Here is a 21,657-nt window from a genome sequence, read left to right as displayed (position 1 = left end):
GATGATTAAACCAAGTTCCATGACCTACCCCGATAATCTGTGAATATTTATGACCTAAATTAATAGTCGCGCGCATTTTATCATTTCTATTTATCGAAGCTACCTTTTAACCAGTAATTTACTAATTTTTCGGATTTAGATCAAAAAAAGCGCAGAAACGCGCTTTTTTGTTACTAAAGTGCCATCTATCACTAATTTGTGAGGCTGGAAAGTGTAAAGCCTGGAAGTTTAAGCGTCTGGATAACCTTGAGGGTTATTTGACTGCCAACGCCAAGTGTCACTCGTCATTTCTTCTAGCGTACGTTCGGCTTTCCAACCAAGTTCATTGGCAGCCTTTGAAGGGTCGGCCCAACATTCAGCAATATCTCCTGGACGACGATCCACCAGCTTGAACGGAACTTCTCTACCGCAAGCAGCTTCAAACGCCTTCACCATTTCCAGTACGCTGTAGCCGTTTCCTGTACCTAGGTTGTAAATATGAAGTCCAGCCTTATTGCCTACTTTGTCAAGTGCTGCGACATGACCATCCGAAAGATCCATAACGTGGATATAGTCACGCACGCCAGTGCCATCCTTGGTTGAGTAGTCACTGCCAAACACTGATAGGAATTCGCGACGGCCTACTGCAACTTGAGAGACAAAAGGCATTAAATTATTTGGGATACCTTGCGGATCTTCACCAAGTTCTCCGGTTGGATGCGAACCGACGGGGTTGAAGTAACGAAGAAGCGTGATGCTCCAATCAGGGTTGGCTTTCTGGAAGTCAGTCAGACACTCTTCTACCATCAATTTGCTGCGACCGTATGGGTTCGTCGCACTCGTTGGGAAATTTTCCATAATTGGCACAGAAGCAGGATCGCCATAAACCGTTGCAGAGGAGCTAAATACAATAGATTTAACGCCTGCTTCACGCATTGCATCAACCAAAACCAGCGTGCCGTTAACGTTGTTGTCGTAATATTCTAGCGGTTTTTCTACTGACTCACCGACAGCCTTAAGACCTGCGAAGTGGATGACGGCTTCAATGTTATGCGCATGCATTGCATCAACGAGCGCAGCCTTGTCACGAATGTCCGCTTCAATAAATGCTGGTTTCACGCCACTGACTTTTTCAATACGTTCAAGGACGGTTGGTTTACTGTTGTAAAGATTATCTAGGATAACTGGGGTCATTCCAGCTTCGATCATTTGAATACAAGTGTGGCTGCCAATGTAGCCCATACCACCCGTAACAAGTACTTTCATTATCTGATTCCTTCTGACGTGATTCGGTCTAGTTTAAAGGTTTCTGAGCTGTTTTTAAACTGTATCTGGGGATTCGCAATCCATTAAAATTGCTTGGCCTTTGCCTGCTTTCTTTGCCTGATACATAGCAGTGTCTGCATTCTTTAAAATCTTAGTCGGATCTCTCTCGTTTACTCCAACCATTTTTACACCAATACTCACGCCAACATTGAATAGCGAGCCCCGATATTCAATGGTTGAACAAATCGAGTCGAGCAAATGTTCGACGATACGTGTGACGATTTCTTGATTGGCTGGGTTGATCAGAATCGCGAACTCATCCCCAGATAAACGGGCGATCAGGTCATCGTGTCTGGTTGCTGCGGTCATACGCTTAGCGACGATCTTGAGTACTTCATCACCTGCGTCATGGCCATAAGTGTCGTTGATACCTTTAAAGCCGTCTAAGTCAAGGTACAGTACCGCAAACTGTTCTCGTAGGTAGCCTGATCTTTGTACTAATTCTTCAAGTTCTGAGTGGAACTTGGAACGGTTCGCTAGATCGGTCAATTCATCGTGATGGGCTAAATATTCCAAGCGTTCCATTTCTTTTGCACTTGATAGGTCGGACAAAATGATCACCATGTCATACGTACTTTGATTTTCGCTTTTAATGATACGGTTCACTCTTGCGAACATCGGTATGAGTTGACCAATATGGTTTTTTTCAATCACCTCCCCTTGCCACATGCCATAGTTGTGTATCGATTCTAGGATGGTTGGCAGCATGGCTTGCAGTTTTCGCCAGCGAATTGATTTAATAAATCGTTTACCAACCAATTGCTCTGACCCTAACCCCATGAGCTTATTTACCGCAGGGTTTACCATGGTAATGATGCCTTGATGGTTCAGGACAATGAGGCCATCTTGGCTGTTTTCAAACAGACGTCCGGCGACACGCTGACGATTCATGACTTCTTCCATTTTGGTGATGTCTTGTATCATAAATAAAAGATAACCATGACCCTTAAGGCGTCGAGTCGTTAGGCTGAGCTGCTGTTCCTCTTGTCCGCTCTCAAGGCGGATATCATCAAACTCTAGGCCGCGGTTCAGGATCTGTCTGAGATCATTTGGCTTTTTTGTATGAATTAAGTCACAAATGTTGGTGACTTCTATGCGACGGTAGGTCTTCTCAAATATTCTGTGTGTCGCTGTATTGCAATAGATAACTTGACCTAAATTGTCAGTCACGAGTAGTGCATCTTGAATCGACTCCATGACTTCTTCAGCGAACGATATGCGCTGTTCTTGGAGCTCTGCGATTTGTTTGTGTTGTTTTTCTAATCTTTGTTGACGATCTAACATCGAGTTGAAAGAAGAAACCAACTTCCCTACCTCATTTTTTGACCCATGCTCAATTTCGTCACCAATAAGAGGTTCCACATTTGCAACATCTTGAAGTGCACGGCTAACTTCTGCCACTGGACGCAACACTTGGTGCTCTAAACCTTTGTAGAGTACAACACCGCCAACCATAAGAATCACCATGAACACCTCTGCGTCTTGAATAAAGGCATCTCGTATTTTTGTTAACGGCAATTGAGAGCTGGTTACACGTATTGTTCCGATTCGCTGATCATCATGAAAAATAGGCTCTAGTACATCAAGAAAGTGAACCGATAATGCTTCTCCTACTCCATGCAGCAAGCCTTGTTGTTTTGCCTCTTGTGCAGGAACCACCGTGTCGTTTAATGTCAGTGTGGCAAAGAACTGATTATCTTCGTCGAAAAGCGTTACTCGTGCTACGTTTGGCTCCTGCAACAGATCGGCAAAAATCAATTGCGCTTGCTGCTTGTTCTTTGTGGCAAACACACCTTTAATTGAATGGGATGTTTCCTTGATGAGAGCCTTGGTTTGAACTGTCAGTGCTTGTCTGGCGGATTGATAATTAATGTATGACACGCAACTTTGTGATGTAACAAACACGACCAAGATAAAAGCGAGAATCGGCCATATTAGTTTTGCTTGTAATGACATATATAAGTACCTGCCCTAGAAAGCAATCAAAAGACCAGATGATTTATGTGTAACTAATAGCATATAAGAGATAAGAAGATAAACACGACTTCAAAAGAAAGAAACCTTGAATTCTCATTTATTAGACTGATTAATCATGAGTTTCTTAAAACTTTGGATTGTCTCAAAGAATTCAGTGATATTTTCATCGCTTCGATCGAATACTATTTGCTCGAATGATGAGCTTACCTACTGAAATTAAAAGTAATTACCTGTATTTTAAGAACACTTTGGACCGTTAATAACGTATGACATTAAATAATCAGCAACTGACACTCAATGGCGACATGGGAGAGAGCTTTGGTGCATGGAAAATGGGCGCAGACGAGCGTGTCATGCCGTATGTTGATATGGCAAATATCGCTTGTGGCTTCCACGCATCTGACCCAAATGTTATGCACGAGACGATTTCTCTCGCCAACCAACATGATGTAGAAATTGGCGCCCATCCAGGATACCCAGATAGGCAAGGCTTTGGTCGTCGTAGCATAACAATGACCAGTGATGAAATTACCAATATGGTGATATACCAAGTTGGTGCTCTTCAGGCTTTATGCAAAGCGCAATACACAGACATTGGTTATATCAAGCCACACGGTGCGTTGTACAACGATATGATGCAAAATGACGGTGTCTTTCTTGCCGTCGTTAAAGCCACCGCGCTGTTTAAAGTACCGCTGATGATCTTAGCCTCTCAAGAGAATGAAAAATACCTCGAATTTGCTGACGACTTCGATGTCCCACTATTATTTGAAGCTTTTGCCGACCGCCTTTATCAAGATGACGGAATGCTTACACCAAGAACTCATTCTAATGCTGTATTAAACAGTGAACACGCCATATTAGAACAGGTAAAAATGCTTGCGGAATCTGGACGTGTAAAAACCGCATCAGGTCAATTTATTCATCTTGAGGCCGACACCATTTGTGTCCATGGAGATAACGACGAGTCCATCGAATTGGTCCAGAAAATCCGTCAAAGCCTCTACATTGGAGGTAATTAATGCATCAAGGGCAGTTTTCTATCTCTCTCGTCTCTGAGTGCAGCATCTTGATCCGTTTTGACAACATCATTACGGTTGAGAGTATTGGCCGTTTAGCGCTTCACATTGCCGATAAGCTTGAACTTATTGTTATGAACGTGATTCCCTCTTATCGAACCATATTGATCGATTATTTGCCCTTTCGAATTCAAGAATCCGCTATTCTCCAAGAGCTTAATCATATCGTCAGTCAATTTGATATTCAGGTGACCGGCAATAAGCCAGCTGAAACAATGTCTATTCCCGTTTATTATTCGCAAGAAACTGCGCTTGATTTGGTGCGCTTCGAAAAAAAGGGACTATCAGTAGAGCAACTTATTGAGCTTCACACCAAGTCTGTTTATACCGTCTCAGCGATTGGGTTTGCCCCTGGGTTTGCGTTTCTCTCTGATGTAGCTCAAGAACTTCAAATGCCAAGGCATCAGACACCTCGAACCTATGTTCCCGCAGGCAGTGTCGCCATTGCTGACAGTAAAACGGCGGTTTATCCATCCCACAGCCCTGGCGGATGGAATATCATCGGACGCACACCCGTTTCACTGTTTACTGACACCCCACCTTTTATTCCTTATCAAGTTGGTGACAAGGTCGAATTTACTTCAATATCAAAGCGAGAGTTCATCCATTTGGGCGGTGTTTTATGAGTGCGGTCGGATTGTTTGTAGAGAAACCAGGCTCCCTATCCTTGATTCAAGATTTTGGTCGCTTTGGCTTGGCGCATATTGGTATTACGCAAAGTGGTCCAGTCGATGACTATGCTTACAGTTGGGCAAACCACCTCCTTGGCAACCCAGTCAATTGCTCAGCCATTGAAGTGACACTCGGTAACGCGAGATTTATTGCGTTGGCGGATTGTCATGTGGCACTTTGTGGTGGAGATCTTAATGCGACAATAAATGGCAAACCGATTGGCAACTGGACTGACTTTTGTTTGTACAAAGGCCAAACACTGGCGTTTGGTGTGGCGAAAAACGGTTTACGCGCATACTTGGCTGTTAAAGGCGGCTTGAATGTATCCGTTCACTTAGGAAGTACATCTACCGCTGTAAGAGAATCGTTGGGTGGGCTAGCACAACAAGGTGAGCCGTTAAAAGCTGGGGATGTGATTGGGTTTGAACCACACACTCTCCCTTCATCAAAGCCCAAGCAGATGACGTTCCGATTCAAGCCTGATTACAGCTTGCCGCTTGTACTCAGGGTTATCGAAGGCTATCAGTACCAAGATTTTTGTCCACAATCGATTAACGATTTCTACTCAGCAAGTTTTACCATCTCTCCCAATTCAAACCGCATGGGTTATCGTCTTGAGGGGGAAGCAATACAACCCCCTTATGATAGTGTGCTTTCAGAAGGTATTGCTCTGGGAGCGATTCAGATCCCAAGCGACGGAAACCCGATTATTTTATTAAACGATCACCAAACCATTGGTGGGTATCCCAAGTTTGGCTGTGTTGCACGGATTGACTTGCCGCGATTGGCACAAGCAAAGCCGGGGCAAAACGTGCGTTTTGTTAGGGGGGACAGGCAAGGCCTACAAGAAGTCTGGTGCCAATGGGCCAAATTCTTTGGTTATTGATATCGAGGATGTAGTTGGTTGGCTTGGACGTCAGTGAATTTAATTCTTTAGTTGATTTAAAAGACGCTTGAAGTGATGCGAGTTCAGGTGAGCGTCACATACCGTAACGCTCTGCTAATGCTTTAGGATAGCCGCGCTCTCGCGTCAGTGTAATCGCAAACTGCTCTACCTCTTCTTCACTCCAATGTACTGTGACAGGATGCTGCGTTTCAATGCAAGAGTCAGGGTTGATGTCAAACCAGTGTTTCACTATTTTCTGAGCCGCCATTAAGGTTGAAGAAGCTTTAACGACTTCGATCCGGGCGTAATGATTGTCTTCGAATGTCACATCGGCTGCACGCAGTACAGGATCGGTCCCAGGGATTTGCTGAGCGCCAAACAGTGCTTTGCCACCCTCAAGTGCACTGTGATAGGTAGGAATGAATTGCGCCATATGTTTTATCGCGTTATTTGTGCGCTTATCAAGGGTCGCTTGTGGCCAGCCATTTCGGATTTTGGATATCAACTGATTGGGAAGCACAGGTTGCGCGGAAGTGGCAGAACTCTTCACCAAACCATCATCAAATAAAGTGATGGATTTCGTCATTCCATGTAATTGAAAGTAGCCATCTGCATAAGGGGTTAACTGAGCCATGCCTTTGTTGGTGCCGCGAGGCCCATGGAAAATGACCTCAGGCCATTGTTGCGAGCATTCATTCCAACGCGTCATGTAGGCGGCTTTAAACTCAACGAGTCGTTCGCGTTTGACGCCGATGGCATCATCGACCGTGCCAGTTTCGAACCCACATGCATTGATGAGGTAGCCACAGTGTAAAACCTGTTGCTGGTTATCTTTAAGGTAAGTGAGCGTCCAATCTACTCCATTCCAATCTGTCTGTGTGAGTTCCGCTTGGGTGATGACATTCACATTTGGCAGTTTGCTCAGGGTCATATTGGCGACGGCGGCAAGTCTAAAGACACTCCAACCGTACTCTTGTACAGCGACGACCGGGAATTTAAGCGCTTCTAGATCTGCGTGCTGAGCAAAAGGGATACACCAGTCATCGATACTTTTTGGGTTTTGTGGTTGCGTTCGCTCGGCCAATTCAAGGAGCTCGGCTTTAGAATAGAGCTTGTAGTACTCGTCTGGCTCCCCGAGTACTTTATTGTTTGGTTCTTGCTGAACGAGCCGTTTGTAAGCCGACCTAATGGTTTCTAACCGCGGCAACAAGGCTTCAGGCTCACCATCATCAGAGTGCGGAACGGCAATTAACGTTGGCCGAACATTCAATGAGTGTGGGTACAAGCGGATCGTATCAATAGACTGTGTAAGAAGATCCAAGCACTGTTGCTCGGGAATTTCGCGATAAAGGTTTCCACCAGCGTGTAAATGACAAATGGGCGGGCCGTCGACTAAAGAGGTGCTTTTTTCGATTACGGACACTTTAAAACCTAACTCGGCAAAGTGAATGGCTGCAGTTGAGCCCGCAACTCCTCCGCCTATGATGGCGATGTGTTTATTTTGACGATTTGAAAACTCAGGCTTCATTGCTTCACTGAAAAAATTTATAAGGAGAATTCTTTACTTAGTGTGATTCTACTCGGGTTTGCGTTTGATTAAAATCACAAAACGTTCACTGGCTTGTATTTATTGTCTGCGTACGTAATAAGCGACCTTTGAGCGCAAAAAAATCGCAAAAAAATACTTGACGACCTTGTGGGAAAACCTTTTTTTGTGCGCGTGATTACGCCAACACCCACAGGATAAAGCTTGCGGAAACAACCTACTTTCTTGACACTCAGTTATCCCAAAAGTTATCCACCGATTTTGTGGATAACTAGAATAAAAGTGTGATGATGTGCTCCCACGAACTGCAAATGACACAATTTAAGTATTTATGGGTGTTAATAATCTTTTTATCAAACTCATGACTACCAGTGCGAGCACAGAGATAGTGGCGGTTGGTAATGCTATCCACAACTCGGGGTGGATCTGTGGACTAAGTTGGAAACCGTACTTAATTACCGCAGCAACACACACCTCAGCGGCAAAGAGCGCGACACCACTTGCAATAAGCGCCATGATTCCGTACTCGGCCCACAATGTCGTGTTGATACGCTTTTTACTTGAGCCAAGCGTTCGATAGAGTCTTATCTCTTCCTGACGCTGAGACAGGCTCAAACGAAGCAATGTAAATATCAACAATAAACCCGCGATGACCCCGAGTAATGCAAGAATCGTAATCGCAGAGACAATCTGTTGTATCAGCCCTTGGATTTTGTCGCCCATGGTCCGAATATCAAGCACTGACACTGTAGGGTGAGCACGAGACATTGAGGTTAATAACGCCCCGTTGCCCTCGTTAAGGCGATAACTGATCAAATAGGAGGATGTGAGACTTGCCATTACGTCTGATGAGAAAATGAAATAGAAATTTGGTTTCATATCTCGCCACTCTACCTGACGGATACTGTCGACAGTGGCATCGAAATTTTGGCTGTTAATCACAAATCGTAACTTGTCCCCCAGCCCTATGCCAAGTTCGTCTGCTACTTGCGCTTCTACAGAAACGCTTGCTTTGTTCGTCCAAGAACCAGAGAGTACCTTGTTGTAGTCTGGCAACGTATCACCCCATGTGAGGTTTAACTCTCGGCTTATCGCATCTGAACCTTGTCCTTCTGACTTTATTTTTTTGACGCTTACGTCGTTAATCTCAGCCAGTCTTCCCCGAATAATTGGAAAAGCTTGCGATCTTGTTACACCATTTTTATCCAGCGTCTCCACATAGCTATTGAGCTCGTAGTCGGCAATATTCAATGCAAAAATATTAGGAGCATCCGCGGGTAGTGTTCTTGCCCAATCGGCGAGGATATCGCTTCGTACCAGCCAAATAATCGACAGCAGCATTAACGACAGCGCCAAAGCGCCAAATTGTAACCCGCTGGTCAAGGGGGTCCGGTTAATACGGCTTAGGGCGAGTTTCATCGCGGGTTTGGTTGAAATGCGCGCAAACAAGGTGGTGAGCATCACACTCACAGTCGCAAGTACAAAAAACAACGCCGCAATCCCCGCAAGTACAATCCACACCAGCGTATTGTTCGCATATAGGACCAACAATGGCACCACAGGGACCAGTATTAACCACAGTCGTTTCCAAGAACGCTTGCTAGAGCCCTGTTGTAGGACTTCCAGCGCTGGTGTTTTTATTAAACCAAGTAAAGGAATACCGAGAGCGGGCACAGTGATCAAAACAGCGGATAACACAGCGACCAATAGTGGTGTGACGCCGTAACTTGGAAGTGGGTTCGGTAGTAAGTCTTTTAATGGGATCCGCAACAAGTATTCCAAGCCGCTGCCCAAAAGCAAACCGACGACACTTGCACTGATAAGTAGAATAGCGACTTGTATCAACAACCACTTTTCAATCCAACGACGACTTGCGCCTAAACTTTTAAGCATTGCGATGGTTTGCGTTCGGCTATTTGCATAACTTTGGCAAGTCAGCACCAAGGTTGTTGCTGCCATGATGATGACAATTGCCACCGTTAGAGAAAGATATTGTGTCGTACGTTCGAAGATGTCATTGCTGCGACTTGCGGTATCTTGTGTGCGCCAGCGGTCACTTGGAGAAAGTTCAGTATCGTCTTGCAACTGTTTCAGTGTTGCGTCATCCCCTTTGAGGAACAAACGGTATTGAACTCGACTGCCTACCTGAATCGCCCCTGTCTTGTCGATGTCGCTTTGGTGAATATAGGCTGAGGGCATTTGTTGGAAAGGGTTAAAGTTTAATCCTGGCTCCATCAACACGGCTCCGGATACGGTAAAATCGGCATCACCTATAGTGACAACGTCACCCTTACTAACAGCGAGCTGTGTCATAATGCGTTCATCTAGCCATAGTTGGTTTGCTTTCACTTGGCCAGACGAAGCGCTATCGAGAACCAGATCACCCATTAAGGGATAGTTTTCATCAACGGCTCTCACCGAAATAAGCTGCATCCCGGTATCGCTAAATGCCATCGTTGCAAAGCGCGTCATGGTTGATCGTTCGAGTTTCTCTGTGTTAGCAAGAAGTTCCTCTGGTATTGGATTCGCTGACACATACACAGCGTCCGCCGTTAATGCGTCTTTGCCTTGCTTTACAATAACCTGCTCCATTCGTTCAGCCAGTGCCGATAATGCGAAGATGCTTGCTATAACCAAAATCAACGCAATGCTTATTGGCCAAAGGTTACCTTGACGTATTTCCCCTAAACTCCATCGTACCAAGCTTTTGTTTGGAGATTGTTTCGTTTTTTGACGCCTTGGTGCCGCGTCTTGTCGACGAGATGAGATCACGGACATGCCACCTCCTCTGTAAGTGCACCTGCTTCCATTCGATATACTCGATCGCAACGACTGGCGAGATGGCTATCGTGTGTCACAAGGATCAAGGTCGTACCATGTTGCTCGTTTAAATCAAACAGCAACTCAATCACTTTTTCTGCGGTTTGATGGTCAAGATTGCCAGTTGGTTCGTCTGCAAACAAAAGCTCTGGCTGAGTCATAAATGCGCGCGCAAGAGCAACGCGTTGTTGTTCACCACCCGAAAGTTGACTAGGCAAATGACCCAAACGCTTTTCCAGGCCGACCGCAGTTAGCAATTTTGTTGCTCTTGCATCATCTTCTGCCTCACCTCGTAAGAGACAAGGTAGCGTGACATTACGCAGCGCTGTCAAACTGGGAATAAGAAGGAAACTTTGAAAAACAAACCCCAATGAGTCTGCACGGATTTTAGCGCGAGCCTCATCATCCAATGCAGATAGCTCATGGCCAAGCAATCTGATTTCACCGGATGTCGGTATGTCTAGCCCTGCGAGAAGCGTCATCAGTGTAGATTTGCCTGCACCAGATGTCCCTACAATGGCGATCTTTTCACCTTTTCTAATATCAACGGTTACATTTTTAAGTATTGTTAATTGTTCGTTATTAGTGGAGACTTGTTTAGAAACTAAACTAGCTTGAACAATGGGTGCGTTAGGTACAGGTGTTTGCATGATTCGTATACTTTCCTTAGTTCTTTTTTTCTGCCTTTCCGCTACTGCACACGCGAGCGAAAAGCTGCTTGTTTTGGGTGATAGCCTAAGTGCCGGTTATCAAATGCCGATAGAGGAGAGTTGGCCTAGCTTACTCCCTGATGCATTTTTAGAACATGGCCAAGATGTAAAAGTTGTAAACGGCAGCATATCGGGTGATACGACGGGTAACGGCCTTGCTCGTTTGCCCTCTCTCCTCAAACAACACACGCCGGATTTGGTTCTTATCGAACTCGGTGCTAACGATGGTCTGCGTGGGTTCCCACCTAAACTTATTACGTCAAACTTATCGAAAATGATTACCATGATCAAAGAATCTGGTGCGGATGTCGTCATGATGCAAATTCGCGTGCCGCCAAATTATGGTAAGCGATACAGTGATATGTTCTATGGCATTTACCCAAAACTGGCAGAGCATCAACAAGTCAATCTCATCCCGTTTTTTTTAGAGCAGGTCATCGTTAAGCCCGAATGGATGATGCAGGATGGGTTACACCCCAAACCAGAAGCTCAACCCTACATTGCAAAGTTTGTCGCTCAAGAATTGATAAAACTTCGCGAATTTTAATGGTCTAGCGCAAGAATTTTTACCTAACTTTACGTTAACCTAGTGACATATTCACTAGGTTGGGTAATAACTATGAAAATAGAGCCGTTAGTACAAGGCGTTGTCGCTCGTTCGGCACACCCTTATGGGTGCCGCGCTTCCATTAAAGAACAAATTGAATACGTAAAACAATCACCGCAGATCAAAGATGGCCCCAAACGCGTCTTGATCATTGGTGCATCTTCAGGTTTCGGCTTAGCGGCTCGTATTGCGCTTACATTCGGTGGTGCAGAGGCGGACACGATCGGCGTATCTTTTGAGCGAGGCCCGTCAGACACCAGTGTTGGCAGTGCTGGCTGGTACAACAACATCTATTTTAAACAGCAAGCGACTCATCATGGCCGTGCTGCAGTAAACATTGTCGGGGATGCCTTTTCTGACACCGTTCGACACCAAGTTATAGAGGCCATTGAAACCTATTTTGAGGGTGAGGTTGATTTGGTGATTTACAGTTTGGCAACAGGCGTTCGCCCTAAGACTGAATCTGGTGAGTTATGGCGCAGCGTCATTAAACCTATTGGTAAATCCATCACTGGTGCTTCTGTTATGCTGGAAAATGATCAGTGGGTAGAATCCACTCTTACTCCTGCATCAGAAGAAGAAGCGGAAGCAACGATCAAAGTCATGGGCGGCGAGGATTGGGAAAGCTGGATCGATACACTGATCAACACTGAATCGATAGCAAAAGGCTGTCAGACCGTTGCGTTCTCTTATGTAGGGCCAGAGGTAACGTACCCTATTTATTTAGACGGCACCTTAGGCCGAGCAAAAGTCGATCTACACCAAACAAGTCATTCATTAAATATCAAGATGGCCAACTTTGGTGGCGGGGCCTACGCAACAGTGTGTAAGGCTTTGGTAACGAAAGCGAGTGTTTTCATCCCTACCCTAAGCCCTTACCTACTGGCACTGTATCGAGTCATGAAAGAAAAAGGTACGCACGAAGGTTGTATCGAACAAATGCAGCGCCTTTTCACCACCAAACTTTATGGTCAAGCTAATGTCCCTGTCGACGGCGAACGTTTAGTTCGTATTGACGATTTTGAATTGGATCCTGGGGTTCAAGCAGAAGTGTCGGCGTTATTGAAGCAAATGAACGCAGAAAACTTTGCAGAAATCGGTGATTATAAAGGTTTTAAAGATGAATTTATGAAGCTAAATGGCTTCAATTTTGAAGATGTTGACTACTCGCAAGACATCTCGATGAAGACACTTAACGCTTTGAAGCCGTAAGTTGATATCTTGATACTGGCGTCTCACAACTGAGATGACGTCAAGTATTTCAAAGTCCCGAGCGGTTTTCGGGGCTTTTTTTCGTCTGAAATTCTCGCCCCTCTATACTTTATTGCAACGCATGTTTAAATAAAGAGCTTGGTTAACAAAATAGAAAAACAACGTCTTCATAGGTTGTTGTATCACGGGAAAGGGCTGCATTTATGGGTACATTACCAACTTTAGATTACGATATACCCGAGTCAATGCAAAAAAGTTGGCAAAACATCGTCAACCTCCTCGCTCGCATCGCCGATGTGCCGACAACACTGATTATGCGACTGCACCCCGATTATATTGAGGTAAACTCCGCGAGTGAAACCGAAGACAATCCTTATCGAGTTGGCGACAAAGAGATACTCGGGTACGGCTTATATTGCGAATCCGTGATCGAAAAAAAAGACGAGCTCGTTGTGCCAAATGCCCTGATCGACAAAGACTGGCAAAATAACCCAGACATTAAAGCGGGTATTGTGTCTTATTGTGGACTACCGCTGCATTGGCCGAATGGCGAAACGTTTGGCACGATCTGTATGTTAGACGCGAAGGAAAACCACTTCCACGATACTTACCGGGAATTACTCGCGTCATTTAAAGAATCGATAGAAGCCCAACTTGCCGTCGTTTTTCAGCAAAACAAGCTTATTCGATTGAATAAAGAGCTTAAAAATCGTGTTGATACTCGCACCGTTGATCTTGCCCAGCTGAGTTATTCATTAACAAAAGAGATCGATCGTCGTAAAGCCGCAGAAAAGCAAGTCAGTTATCAGCAGACTCACGATCAAGGGACAGGGTTTTTAAATCGCTCGGCATTGGAAGAACATCTTGACGAAGCACTGGCATCGATTACTGACACGCAACAAGATTTGTCAGTGCTCAATATTGGTTTCAGTAATGCTCGCAGTATTCAAACTAAATTCGGCTTTGAGGCGTTTGATGAAGTGTTGAAAGAATTTCGCTTGCGTCTAGGCCACTCAGAATCTAGCTATTTTGTCACAGGAAGGCCCAGCTCCAATGACGTGGTGATCCTTGTGATCGGTGAAGACATAGAAGCGCAGGTACAGCACCTTCTTGATGATATTAATCATGTTGGTTTGGGTAACTTTTACATAGAGAATAACGAAGTTCACCTTCACACTTACGTCGGTGTCGTTCAAGCGCACAAAGCGAGTTACGCTAAGCAATTACTGCAAAACGCCTGTCATGCGATGTTGCTTTGCAAGGAGTCTGGTGAATCTTATCGTTATTTTTGTGAAAGTCACACTCAAAAACTTAACCATCACAACCAACTTGAAAGCTATTTATTACAAGCAGTTCGTAACGATGACTTGATGTTGTACTTCCAGCCAAAGGTGCTTCCGCATACGCACAAATGGATTGGTGCTGAAGCCCTATTACGCTGGCGCCACCCGGTACTGGGGGATGTTTCCAACGAAGCATTAATCCATATGGCTGAGCAAAATGGTTTAATCTTTGAGGTTGGAGCGTTCGTCCTTCGTACGGCGATCGATAAAGCCAAACAGTGGTCCGAGCTAGTGGATAACTTTAAGATCGCGGTAAATGTTTCTCCTATCCAGCTACAAAATGTCAATTTCGCTGAGCAAATTGAACATCTATTGCATACCTTTCATCTGCCGCCTCATTTCCTCGAGTTGGAAGTGACTGAAAGTGCGTTAATTGCTGATGAAGTTGTTGCACGAAATACCTTAAATAAAATCCACAACCTTGGTGTGACATTGTCACTTGATGACTTCGGGACGGGCTATGCCTCATTCAGTTATTTGAAAAAATACCCTTTTGATGCCATCAAAATCGACAAAAGCTTTGTCCAACACATGGATAAATCGGAAGACGACAAAGCCATTATTTGTTCCATTATGCATATCGCTAAGAAGCTCGATCTTCAAATTGTGGTCGAAGGTATCGAATCGGTTCAACAAGAACAATTCTTGATTGGCGAGGGCTGCGATATTGGCCAAGGCTTTTTATATGGCAAGCCTATGCCCTGCAATGAATTTGAGCAAAGTTTGTTTAATCAGAATCTACTCGGTGGCCAATACAACTATTCTTCGTAAGCATTTGCTTTACTCTGCTGGCAGTGGTTTCTATAATCGCCGCCCGCTCCCAATAAAAAGGCCATTATCTTCATGGATCAGTTGACTGCCACGCTAAAGAAAATCGAAAAGCAGAACTACCGCGCATACCAACAAATCAAAGGTCAATACGACTTCGGTGATTTCGACTTATACATCGATTATGTACAAGGTGACCCGTATGCATCTGCTTCTCGTCTACGTGCTACACGTGCGTGGTCTTTAACCGGCCTTGAATGGCTTAAAGATGAGTCGCCTGCATTTCAACGTGCAGCTCGTGACTTCCTTGCGCGTAGCTTTGATGAGTTTGCGAAACAAGAGAACGCCGTTTCTATCTCACTGAACGGTCAAACCGTACTCGACAACACGGCGGTACTTTTCACAGAAGAAGGGATTGAGCTTCGTTTTCGTGTGAACTTACCTGCTGAAGGTCGTTCAGTTCTTGGTAAGAAAGCGAACAATATTTTGACGTTCTATTTGCCGAAGTTTATTCGTCGTGCAACGCTAGAGCGCGAACTGAACAAAGACGCACTGATTGAGCATTGTAAAGTGGTTGAAGACCAAGTCGCATTGCGTGAACAATTAGCGGCGAATGATTTGGTTGCATTCGTTGCGAATGGCAGCGTGCTTCCGCGTATTGCTGGTAACTGTGATTTGCCAATGAAAGACGCGGTTGAGTTCAAAGCGCCAGAATCTTTACAAGTTACTTTGCACGCACCAAACAGAGGCTATGTTACGGGTTTAGGTATTCCAAAAGGGATTACACTGATTGTTGGTGGCGGTTTCCATGGTAAATCGACACTGTTGAATGCGGTTGAGCGCTCGATCTACGATCACATTCCTGGTGATGGTCGTGACTACATTGTTACTGATGCCAACGCGATGAAGATCCGTGCTGAAGAAGGTCGTTGTGTTCATCACTTGAACCTATCGAATTACATTAACCACTTACCAATGGGTAAAGATACTGCGGATTTCTCTACGCAGGACGCCTCCGGTTCTACTTCTCAAGCGGCATGGTTACAAGAGTCTATCGAAGCGGGCGCAAACTCACTGCTTATCGATGAAGATACCTCAGCGACTAACTTTATGATTCGTGACGAGCGTATGCAAGCCTTGGTCGCAAAAGGCGATGAACCGATTACCCCGCTAGTTGATCGAATTGGTCAGCTACGCAATGAACTTGAGATTTCAACGATCATCGTGATGGGCGGATCTGGTGACTACCTAGACGTGGCAGATACGGTCATCCAAATGCACGACTATCAAGCGGTGGACGTGACAGCGAAAGCCAAAGAGGTTATTGCTCAGCACCCTACTCAACGTCATAACGAGTCAGAAGAGAGTCTACAAACATTCCGCCCTCGTGCTTTAAACCGTATTGCGCTGATGAACATTCTGACAGACGGTAAATTCCGTGTGACAGCAAAAGGCAAAGAGTCCCTGCGTTTTGGGAAGGAATTCGCTGATTTAAGCGCGCTTGAGCAGCTGGAATCCCCAGACGAAGTAAACACGATTGGTTGGTTGTGGTTCCAAATCGCGCAACTTCCGGGTTGGTGTAACCACCCAGCAAAAGAAATTGAAGAGATGCTTTTGGGTGAATGGCATGCCACGTTACCAAAACAAGGTGACTTGGCCAAACCTCGTGTGTTGGACGTGATGGCTGCCCTTAACCGTATGCGTAAGTCTCAGTTCAAACCCTCTCGTTAGTTCAAAGCTTCTCGTTAACACCGATAGCTAGAAATAGCACAAAGCAGCGTTCAAACGCTGCTTTTTTGTTTACACAATAACATGTGGGACTTTACGTTGTAGCGTAAATGCTTTTTGCTTTTTTATTTCTGTTATTTCTGTTATTTCTGTTGCTTTTCTACTTTTCAAATACCCTAGCTAGCAGACTATCACCCGTTACGCAGGACATTCCACGCATCACATAAAACTCGAAACCGCTCTGAATTACCATTGTCTCTGTCTGGGTGCCAGCGTAATGCCAGTTTACGCCACTGCTTTCGAATTTCGGCTTTGGTGGACTTTGCACTTAAGCCAAATAAACTCAACGCTTTAGCACGATCTAAATCAGAAGATGCGTTACCCCCCATATAACGTTGGTATCGGCTCCAGAATTCATTGAGCAGCCTGCGAACCTCTCCTTCATCAGCTTCATAGTTTTTCCAATCTAGATAGTACTCTCTGAGCGGATCATTGACATCAATACTATGACGAGAGGCTTCAATCGCTGACATTAAAATGATGTTCATCGCTTCAACTTGCAGCCAACTGTCTGGATGGAGAGTCTCTTGCAGTTGATACAAAGCATTCATTAGCAAAAAGTTGCGTTTGAAGAGGTCTTTATTTGGTGCTAAATCTAATTGAGGAATGTAACCTTGATCGCTGAGCGCTTGTGCAAGCGTGTGTACCTTCCAATTTGACGGTTGCTTTCGGAGAATGTCCAGAATCGGCCACAATAATGGATTTTCCGCGTATTGCGAGCCGCTGTGGCAAACATCGAGTTGTTCGTCCATGGATCCCCTAGCCGTTTTAAGTACGTGTTGTTAAACCTAGTTAATTTGTACCATAAACACAAAAAGGCCGACAGTCATAAACGGTCAGCCTTTTGAATGAAGATCTCGTTAACTGAAAATCTAATAGCTTAATTTCCGATTAACTTATTCTCTCTTTAACTTATTTTCTCTTTAACTAAAGCACTTGCTAACTTAAGTCCTCGTTGGCTTAAATGACGCCCAGCTCTCTTAATCGTTCCATTAGGTAACTGTGGGCTGTGTGGCGCTCAGACAGTACTGTTTCTGGTTTCGGGTGTAAAAATAGCGGCAGAGAAATACGAGAGTTTTCTTGGCGACCGCCTGTTGGGTTAATCACACGGTGAGTCGTCGATGGAAAATAACCGTTCGATGCTTCTTGCAGCATGTCACCAATGTTAATGATCAGGTTACCGAAGTCACATGGCACATCCAACCAATCGCCTTCTTTGCTCTTTACCTGAAGTCCCGGCTCGTTTGCTGCTGGTAACACGGTTAGAAGGTTGATGTCTTCATGTGCAGCTGCTCGAATTGCCCCCGGTTCTTCTTCACCAGTCATTGGCGGGTAATGCAACACGCGCAGAAGTGTTTTATCACTATTATTGATCATCTCGGACAAGGCGATAGAGAACTTCTCTTGTACCTCTTTGGGGGCGTACTCTTCTACCCAACCAAGTAATTCTTGAGCAAATGCATTAGCGCGGTCATAGTATTCCATGATTTCCGCTTTCAGTTGCTCTGGCATCTGTCCCCAAGGGTAGACATGAAAGTACTCTTTAATGTCTTTTACAGTGTGGCCTTTCGCGACTTCAGAAACGGATGGCGGGAAATAACCATCTTGCGTTTCAACATTAAATTGAAAATCATTCTTTTGCTCAGAGCAGAAAAACGCATACCAATTTTTGTAAATAGATTCGACCAGTTCTTGCGGGATCGGGTGATTCTTAAGCACACCAAAGCCAGTTTCGCGCAGTGAGGTGACGAATTGTTGAGCAGCATCGTCAGCAAGATAATCGACAGTTTCCAGTTTCATGACATGACTTCTTTTATAGTAGACTTAGCGATGAATTCTATGGATGGGTATGCTGTAAATCAAATCCTAATGGAATGTTTGTGCGCAAACGTTTTATTGTTGAGCAGTTTCGCAATATATCAACATAAAAAGTAAGCATTAGATCAGCAAAAGAAGAATTGCACGCCGTACAATTAAGTGTAATCATAAATACAGTTATTAATTGAAGGACCAGTTTTTCCCATGCAGAACACTTCTACTTTATTAGGCCTTACAGCCTTCTACTCGGTCGTTTTTTTGTTCTCTGCGTTAGAACCAAACTCTCATGCTGTATGGTTTGCAGAGATCGTTCCTGCTGTGGCGATTCTTGTGGCTATTTGGGCTCTTTCTATTCGCTATCAGTTTAGTAAAACCGCTTATGTGCTGATGTTTATTTGGCTATGTCTTCATACTGTCGGTGCCAAATATACGTTTGCAGAAGTCCCTTTTGATTGGTTCAATAACTTGATCGGTTCTGAGCGCAATAATTTTGACCGTGTTGCTCACTTTTCTATCGGTCTCTACGCATTTCCAATTGCGGAGTACTTGATTAACAAGAAAAAAGTGAGCACGACATTGGCTTGTTGGTTTGCCCTGTTTGCCATTATGTCACTGGCGGCAAGTTACGAAATCATTGAATGGTGGTATGCAGAAATTGCTGGTGGCGATGAAGGTATCGCCTTTTTGGGATCGCAAGGCGATATCTGGGACGCCCAAAAAGACATGTTATGCGATACTCTGGGGGCGATATTATCTTTGATTTTACTGACAACTCAGCGTCGACTGGCGAAGCCACTCTAAATAGGGATTAAAACCTCCAATAATTGGGACTTGCACGATTTGAGCAACTTCATACTCGTGCAAGTCTTTTATTTTGTCTTCAACCAAAGCGTAAAGATCCTTGCGAGTTTTAATGATCAATAGCCATTCACTGTCACTGCACACCTCGCCCTTCCATACATAGTGGCTTTCAATCGGCATAGTTTGAATGCAAGCCGCAAGCTCTCCTTCTAGTAAGCCTTTGATGATTTCGTCTCGGTTCTTTTCTGTACCTGCGGTGCTTAATACCATGCAGTATTCGTTTTGCTCACTCATAGCTGACTCTCATTTCATCGTCACCTTGCCACCAATCATCTTGTAGGCAGGTGTTCCTCGTACCAAGGTATCTCTTGCAAACTCTTGTTCACAACCCGGGCAAACGCAAGGCTTCGTAGTGAAGTCTTCCACAATACGCTCTTTGAAACATTTCACCAACGCCCCTTTGCCCCCCTTTCGATATTTGAACAATTGTGTCTTACATTTCGCGCAATATATTTCGACCGTCTTGGTCGGTTGTTTCTTATTTGGTTTGGCCATCTTGTTCTATTTTTGGTTTTACCCACACGTTACTGAAATCAAACCAACCAAGCGCATTACACTTGGCATTTTGTAGTGCGCCACTGTGGTCTTTGTTCACACCTAACCAGCAGTGGAACATTGGGATCACTTGGCAGCTTTTTACCAGTTGCCGCCCTAACTCTCGAGCGGGAAAATCAGGATGTTGCCCTGCTCGCCATTGATCCACAAGACCCGCCCAAGCGGTAAAGTCATAATCGACACTAAACTTGTCGATGTCGCTGTAATCCAACAACCAACCTGCTAATGCATCGTTACGGTTAGTGGCAATACCCATGGCTTTTACCCAGATATCGACTTCTTCTGGGGATGGCGGTTGAGTGTCGTAACGAATGAACTCGACGTCAACGCTATGTGGCTTTAATAACGCCCTAATGGCTTTGGCGATGACAGGAAACATAGGATGCTTTTTTTGGTAGGCAACGCGAATGGTTTTGTCTTGTTGAGGGACTTTCCCTATGTTGCTTGGCCTGAGATCAATCCAGCCGGGTTTTAGGCCAAAGGCTTGAAGCACGCCAAGTTCTATCACCTTCTCTTGGGGAACATGAGCATAAACTTGGCTGCTGTTCAGTGTTTGGCTCAAAAATTCGGCCCAACGAGGGTCTTTTGCAATGCCGGTATTTTTATTCAACAGTAAGAAAGTACAGCCCGGATCAAGCTCAACTTCGTCTGTTGATGCACTTGTGTCTACCTGCGGCTTAGTCAGGCTAGGGTACACCATTGACGAGTACGCTTCATCGATGACCCACACTTCGACTTGGTCCAACAAGGGACGAAGTCCAAAATACCCATCGAATGCTGTTAGAATTAGACGTTTATCGTCGTTTACTTTGACTTGAAAAGGCCCTGTTCCGACAGGATTTTGATCATAGTTCTCTGAGCGTATGTTGTTTGGTAGCAGTACTTTGGCTTGGGATTCACTTAGCGCGAGCGGCAGATATTTATCAGCGCGATTAAGATGAATATCGACGGTCCAAGGCTCGGGTGAAACGACATCTTTGATGTGTGAGAACAGGTTTAACTCACTCAATATACTGATACTTTCAATCACGCAGTTTGTTGTGAGGTGTTCCCCATTATGGAAGCGGACGCCACGGCGTAAATAGAAGCGCCAGTGGGTGTCTGAGAGTGCCTCCCAGTGGTGAGCAAGATCAGGTTGAAGCTGTTCGCTGTCATCCAGTTTAGTTAAACCACTGAATACCTGTCGAACAATATGTTGTTCAGAACGACGCATGGGTTTTTGCGGGTTCAACATGGCAAGTGGACGATAATACGGCAAACGCACGACCTGCTCACCTTGACGATGTTGCAAACCAAGGTAGCCCTGGATGACTTGGGTGAGTTTTGCTGCGTTATTATCTAACGCTTCTAATGCCTGTCCGATTTTGCCTTCGTCTAGGTAGCGTCGTGCGAGGTTCTCACTAACATCACTGCGGTTGCGTTTAAAAACCAGTTTAGAAAGTTTTCCGCGACCAGCCGCTGGATGCCATTCGATCCACCCCTCTTCTTCTAACTTGTTAAGAACGATTCGAGCATTACGGCGGGTACAAAATAGGGCTTCGGTAATGTCTTCGAGCTGCGCTTCCGCATCATTACCGGAGAATTTTTCAAAAAGCGTTTCGAACTGAACGCGTAAACGAGGGCTGCTCATAAAGAGGAAATTTTAGTTTTCATAATGTTATAGCTTTCATAATAGCAATGAGTTCCCTCGTTTTTATGGAAAGAGCAAAC

At 44.8% G+C, this 21,657-nt stretch carries 18 protein-coding genes; 8 read left to right on the top strand and 10 right to left on the bottom strand.

Annotated features, from left to right (window positions below):
* Window positions 1-228: 228 nt before the first annotated feature.
* Together galE and AND4_RS02690 are read right to left on the bottom strand one after the other, a co-directional pair.
* On the bottom strand, window positions 229-1,245 hold the full coding sequence (gene galE, locus AND4_RS02695; RefSeq protein ID WP_009841358.1) for a UDP-glucose 4-epimerase GalE: 1,017 nt from the start codon (window positions 1,243-1,245) through the stop codon (window positions 229-231).
* A 54-nt stretch (window positions 1,246-1,299) separates the two neighbouring features.
* Window positions 1,300-3,261 (bottom strand): diguanylate cyclase, encoded by a 1,962-nt coding sequence (locus tag AND4_RS02690; RefSeq protein ID WP_009841357.1) that lies wholly within the window; start codon window positions 3,259-3,261, stop codon window positions 1,300-1,302.
* Between the two features lie 287 nt (window positions 3,262-3,548).
* Here AND4_RS02690 and AND4_RS02685 point away from each other — a divergent pair, with 287 nt between their 5' ends.
* The 3 genes from AND4_RS02685 to AND4_RS02675 are packed head-to-tail and all read left to right on the top strand — an operon-like array spanning window position 3,549 to window position 5,919.
* A complete protein-coding gene (locus tag AND4_RS02685; protein WP_009841356.1) occupies window positions 3,549-4,304 on the top strand; it encodes a 5-oxoprolinase subunit PxpA in 756 nt (251 codons plus the stop codon).
* Complete coding sequence (locus AND4_RS02680; protein ID WP_009841355.1) at window positions 4,304-4,987, top strand: carboxyltransferase domain-containing protein; 684 nt, start codon at window positions 4,304-4,306, stop codon at window positions 4,985-4,987. Before AND4_RS02685 ends, AND4_RS02680 begins: the two co-directional genes overlap by 1 nt.
* Window positions 4,984-5,919 (top strand): biotin-dependent carboxyltransferase family protein, encoded by a 936-nt coding sequence (locus tag AND4_RS02675; RefSeq protein WP_009841354.1) that lies wholly within the window; start codon window positions 4,984-4,986, stop codon window positions 5,917-5,919. Before AND4_RS02680 ends, AND4_RS02675 begins: the two co-directional genes overlap by 4 nt.
* A 94-nt stretch (window positions 5,920-6,013) precedes the next feature.
* Here the strand turns inward: AND4_RS02675 and AND4_RS02670 are convergent, their stop codons facing one another.
* The 3 genes from AND4_RS02670 to AND4_RS02660 all read right to left on the bottom strand — a co-directional run bounded on the left by AND4_RS02670 (window position 6,014) and on the right by AND4_RS02660 (window position 10,935).
* Window positions 6,014-7,447 carry an FAD-dependent oxidoreductase gene (locus AND4_RS02670; protein WP_009841353.1) on the bottom strand — a complete coding sequence of 478 codons (1,434 nt, stop codon included), beginning with the start codon at window positions 7,445-7,447 and terminating at the stop codon, window positions 6,014-6,016.
* A gap of 339 nt (window positions 7,448-7,786) precedes the next feature.
* Window positions 7,787-10,243 carry an FtsX-like permease family protein gene (locus tag AND4_RS02665; RefSeq protein ID WP_009841352.1) on the bottom strand — a complete coding sequence of 819 codons (2,457 nt, stop codon included), beginning with the start codon at window positions 10,241-10,243 and terminating at the stop codon, window positions 7,787-7,789.
* Window positions 10,234-10,935: an ABC transporter ATP-binding protein gene (locus tag AND4_RS02660; protein ID WP_009841351.1), complete on the bottom strand. Its 702-nt coding sequence runs from the start codon at window positions 10,933-10,935 to the stop codon at window positions 10,234-10,236. Before AND4_RS02660 ends, AND4_RS02665 begins: the two co-directional genes overlap by 10 nt.
* On the opposite strand from AND4_RS02660, the gene tesA reads away from it, so the two are divergent.
* The 4 genes from tesA to AND4_RS02640 all read left to right on the top strand — a co-directional run bounded on the left by tesA (window position 10,934) and on the right by AND4_RS02640 (window position 16,656).
* Entirely contained in the window at window positions 10,934-11,542 is a 609-nt protein-coding gene (gene tesA, locus AND4_RS02655; RefSeq protein ID WP_009841350.1) for a multifunctional acyl-CoA thioesterase I/protease I/lysophospholipase L1, read from the top strand. The genes AND4_RS02660 and tesA overlap by 2 nt on opposite strands.
* A gap of 72 nt (window positions 11,543-11,614) precedes the next feature.
* Window positions 11,615-12,814 carry an enoyl-ACP reductase FabV gene (gene fabV, locus AND4_RS02650; RefSeq protein WP_009841349.1) on the top strand — a complete coding sequence of 400 codons (1,200 nt, stop codon included), beginning with the start codon at window positions 11,615-11,617 and terminating at the stop codon, window positions 12,812-12,814.
* Between the two features lie 203 nt (window positions 12,815-13,017).
* A complete protein-coding gene (locus AND4_RS02645; protein WP_009841348.1) occupies window positions 13,018-14,928 on the top strand; it encodes an EAL domain-containing protein in 1,911 nt (636 codons plus the stop codon).
* A 72-nt stretch (window positions 14,929-15,000) separates the two neighbouring features.
* Entirely contained in the window at window positions 15,001-16,656 is a 1,656-nt protein-coding gene (locus tag AND4_RS02640; protein WP_009841347.1) for an ABC-ATPase domain-containing protein, read from the top strand.
* A gap of 188 nt (window positions 16,657-16,844) precedes the next feature.
* Here AND4_RS02640 and AND4_RS02635 read toward each other — a convergent pair whose 3' ends face one another.
* Window positions 16,845-17,465: a DNA-J related domain-containing protein gene (locus AND4_RS02635; RefSeq protein WP_009841346.1), complete on the bottom strand. Its 621-nt coding sequence runs from the start codon at window positions 17,463-17,465 to the stop codon at window positions 16,845-16,847.
* Window positions 17,466-17,673: 208 nt separating this feature from the next.
* Window positions 17,674-18,513, bottom strand: coding sequence for a 2OG-Fe(II) oxygenase family protein (locus AND4_RS02630; protein ID WP_009841345.1), 840 nt, complete (start codon window positions 18,511-18,513; stop codon window positions 17,674-17,676).
* A gap of 222 nt (window positions 18,514-18,735) precedes the next feature.
* Between AND4_RS02630 and AND4_RS02625 the strand changes: the two genes are divergently transcribed.
* Window positions 18,736-19,332: a DUF2238 domain-containing protein gene (locus AND4_RS02625; RefSeq protein WP_009841344.1), complete on the top strand. Its 597-nt coding sequence runs from the start codon at window positions 18,736-18,738 to the stop codon at window positions 19,330-19,332.
* On the opposite strand, the gene cutA is transcribed toward AND4_RS02625, so the two are convergent.
* The 3 genes from cutA to AND4_RS02610 are packed head-to-tail and all read right to left on the bottom strand — an operon-like array spanning window position 19,294 to window position 21,577.
* Window positions 19,294-19,626, bottom strand: coding sequence for a divalent-cation tolerance protein CutA (gene cutA / locus AND4_RS02620; RefSeq protein ID WP_043991396.1), 333 nt, complete (start codon window positions 19,624-19,626; stop codon window positions 19,294-19,296). The two genes, AND4_RS02625 and cutA, sit on opposite strands and share 39 nt — an antisense overlap.
* A gap of 9 nt (window positions 19,627-19,635) precedes the next feature.
* On the bottom strand, window positions 19,636-19,887 hold the full coding sequence (locus AND4_RS02615) for a hypothetical protein (protein ID WP_009841342.1): 252 nt from the start codon (window positions 19,885-19,887) through the stop codon (window positions 19,636-19,638).
* Window positions 19,871-21,577 carry an SgrR family transcriptional regulator gene (locus AND4_RS02610; protein WP_009841341.1) on the bottom strand — a complete coding sequence of 569 codons (1,707 nt, stop codon included), beginning with the start codon at window positions 21,575-21,577 and terminating at the stop codon, window positions 19,871-19,873. The genes AND4_RS02615 and AND4_RS02610 overlap by 17 nt, the downstream gene beginning before the upstream one ends.
* Window positions 21,578-21,657 lie beyond the last annotated feature (80 nt).

Source organism: Vibrio sp. AND4 (assembly GCF_000171815.1).
In the GTDB taxonomy this organism is placed as follows: domain Bacteria; phylum Pseudomonadota; class Gammaproteobacteria; order Enterobacterales; family Vibrionaceae; genus Vibrio.
The sequence above is the reverse complement of the archived record's forward strand: the minus strand, read 5'-3'. Positions and strand labels throughout refer to the sequence as shown.

What these genes read in the sequence shown, in the direction of transcription:
- AND4_RS02615 (WP_009841342.1), bottom strand. Translation starts at nt 19,887, where the DNA reads ATGGCCAAACCAAATAAGAAACAACCGACCAAGACGGTCGAAATATAT.
- AND4_RS02635 (WP_009841346.1), bottom strand. Translation starts at nt 17,465, where the DNA reads ATGGACGAACAACTCGATGTTTGCCACAGCGGCTCGCAATACGCGGAA.
- AND4_RS02675 (WP_009841354.1), top strand. Translation starts at nt 4,984, where the DNA reads ATGAGTGCGGTCGGATTGTTTGTAGAGAAACCAGGCTCCCTATCCTTG.
- AND4_RS02625 (WP_009841344.1), top strand. Translation starts at nt 18,736, where the DNA reads ATGCAGAACACTTCTACTTTATTAGGCCTTACAGCCTTCTACTCGGTC.
- AND4_RS02670 (WP_009841353.1), bottom strand. Translation starts at nt 7,447, where the DNA reads ATGAAGCCTGAGTTTTCAAATCGTCAAAATAAACACATCGCCATCATA.
- AND4_RS02630 (WP_009841345.1), bottom strand. Translation starts at nt 18,513, where the DNA reads ATGAAACTGGAAACTGTCGATTATCTTGCTGACGATGCTGCTCAACAA.
- AND4_RS02660 (WP_009841351.1), bottom strand. Translation starts at nt 10,935, where the DNA reads ATGCAAACACCTGTACCTAACGCACCCATTGTTCAAGCTAGTTTAGTT.
- tesA (WP_009841350.1), top strand. Translation starts at nt 10,934, where the DNA reads ATGATTCGTATACTTTCCTTAGTTCTTTTTTTCTGCCTTTCCGCTACT.
- AND4_RS02640 (WP_009841347.1), top strand. Translation starts at nt 15,001, where the DNA reads ATGGATCAGTTGACTGCCACGCTAAAGAAAATCGAAAAGCAGAACTAC.
- AND4_RS02610 (WP_009841341.1), bottom strand. Translation starts at nt 21,577, where the DNA reads ATGAGCAGCCCTCGTTTACGCGTTCAGTTCGAAACGCTTTTTGAAAAA.
- AND4_RS02690 (WP_009841357.1), bottom strand. Translation starts at nt 3,261, where the DNA reads ATGTCATTACAAGCAAAACTAATATGGCCGATTCTCGCTTTTATCTTG.
- AND4_RS02680 (WP_009841355.1), top strand. Translation starts at nt 4,304, where the DNA reads ATGCATCAAGGGCAGTTTTCTATCTCTCTCGTCTCTGAGTGCAGCATC.
- AND4_RS02685 (WP_009841356.1), top strand. Translation starts at nt 3,549, where the DNA reads ATGACATTAAATAATCAGCAACTGACACTCAATGGCGACATGGGAGAG.
- fabV (WP_009841349.1), top strand. Translation starts at nt 11,615, where the DNA reads ATGAAAATAGAGCCGTTAGTACAAGGCGTTGTCGCTCGTTCGGCACAC.
- cutA (WP_043991396.1), bottom strand. Translation starts at nt 19,626, where the DNA reads ATGAGTGAGCAAAACGAATACTGCATGGTATTAAGCACCGCAGGTACA.
- galE (WP_009841358.1), bottom strand. Translation starts at nt 1,245, where the DNA reads ATGAAAGTACTTGTTACGGGTGGTATGGGCTACATTGGCAGCCACACT.
- AND4_RS02645 (WP_009841348.1), top strand. Translation starts at nt 13,018, where the DNA reads ATGGGTACATTACCAACTTTAGATTACGATATACCCGAGTCAATGCAA.
- AND4_RS02665 (WP_009841352.1), bottom strand. Translation starts at nt 10,243, where the DNA reads ATGTCCGTGATCTCATCTCGTCGACAAGACGCGGCACCAAGGCGTCAA.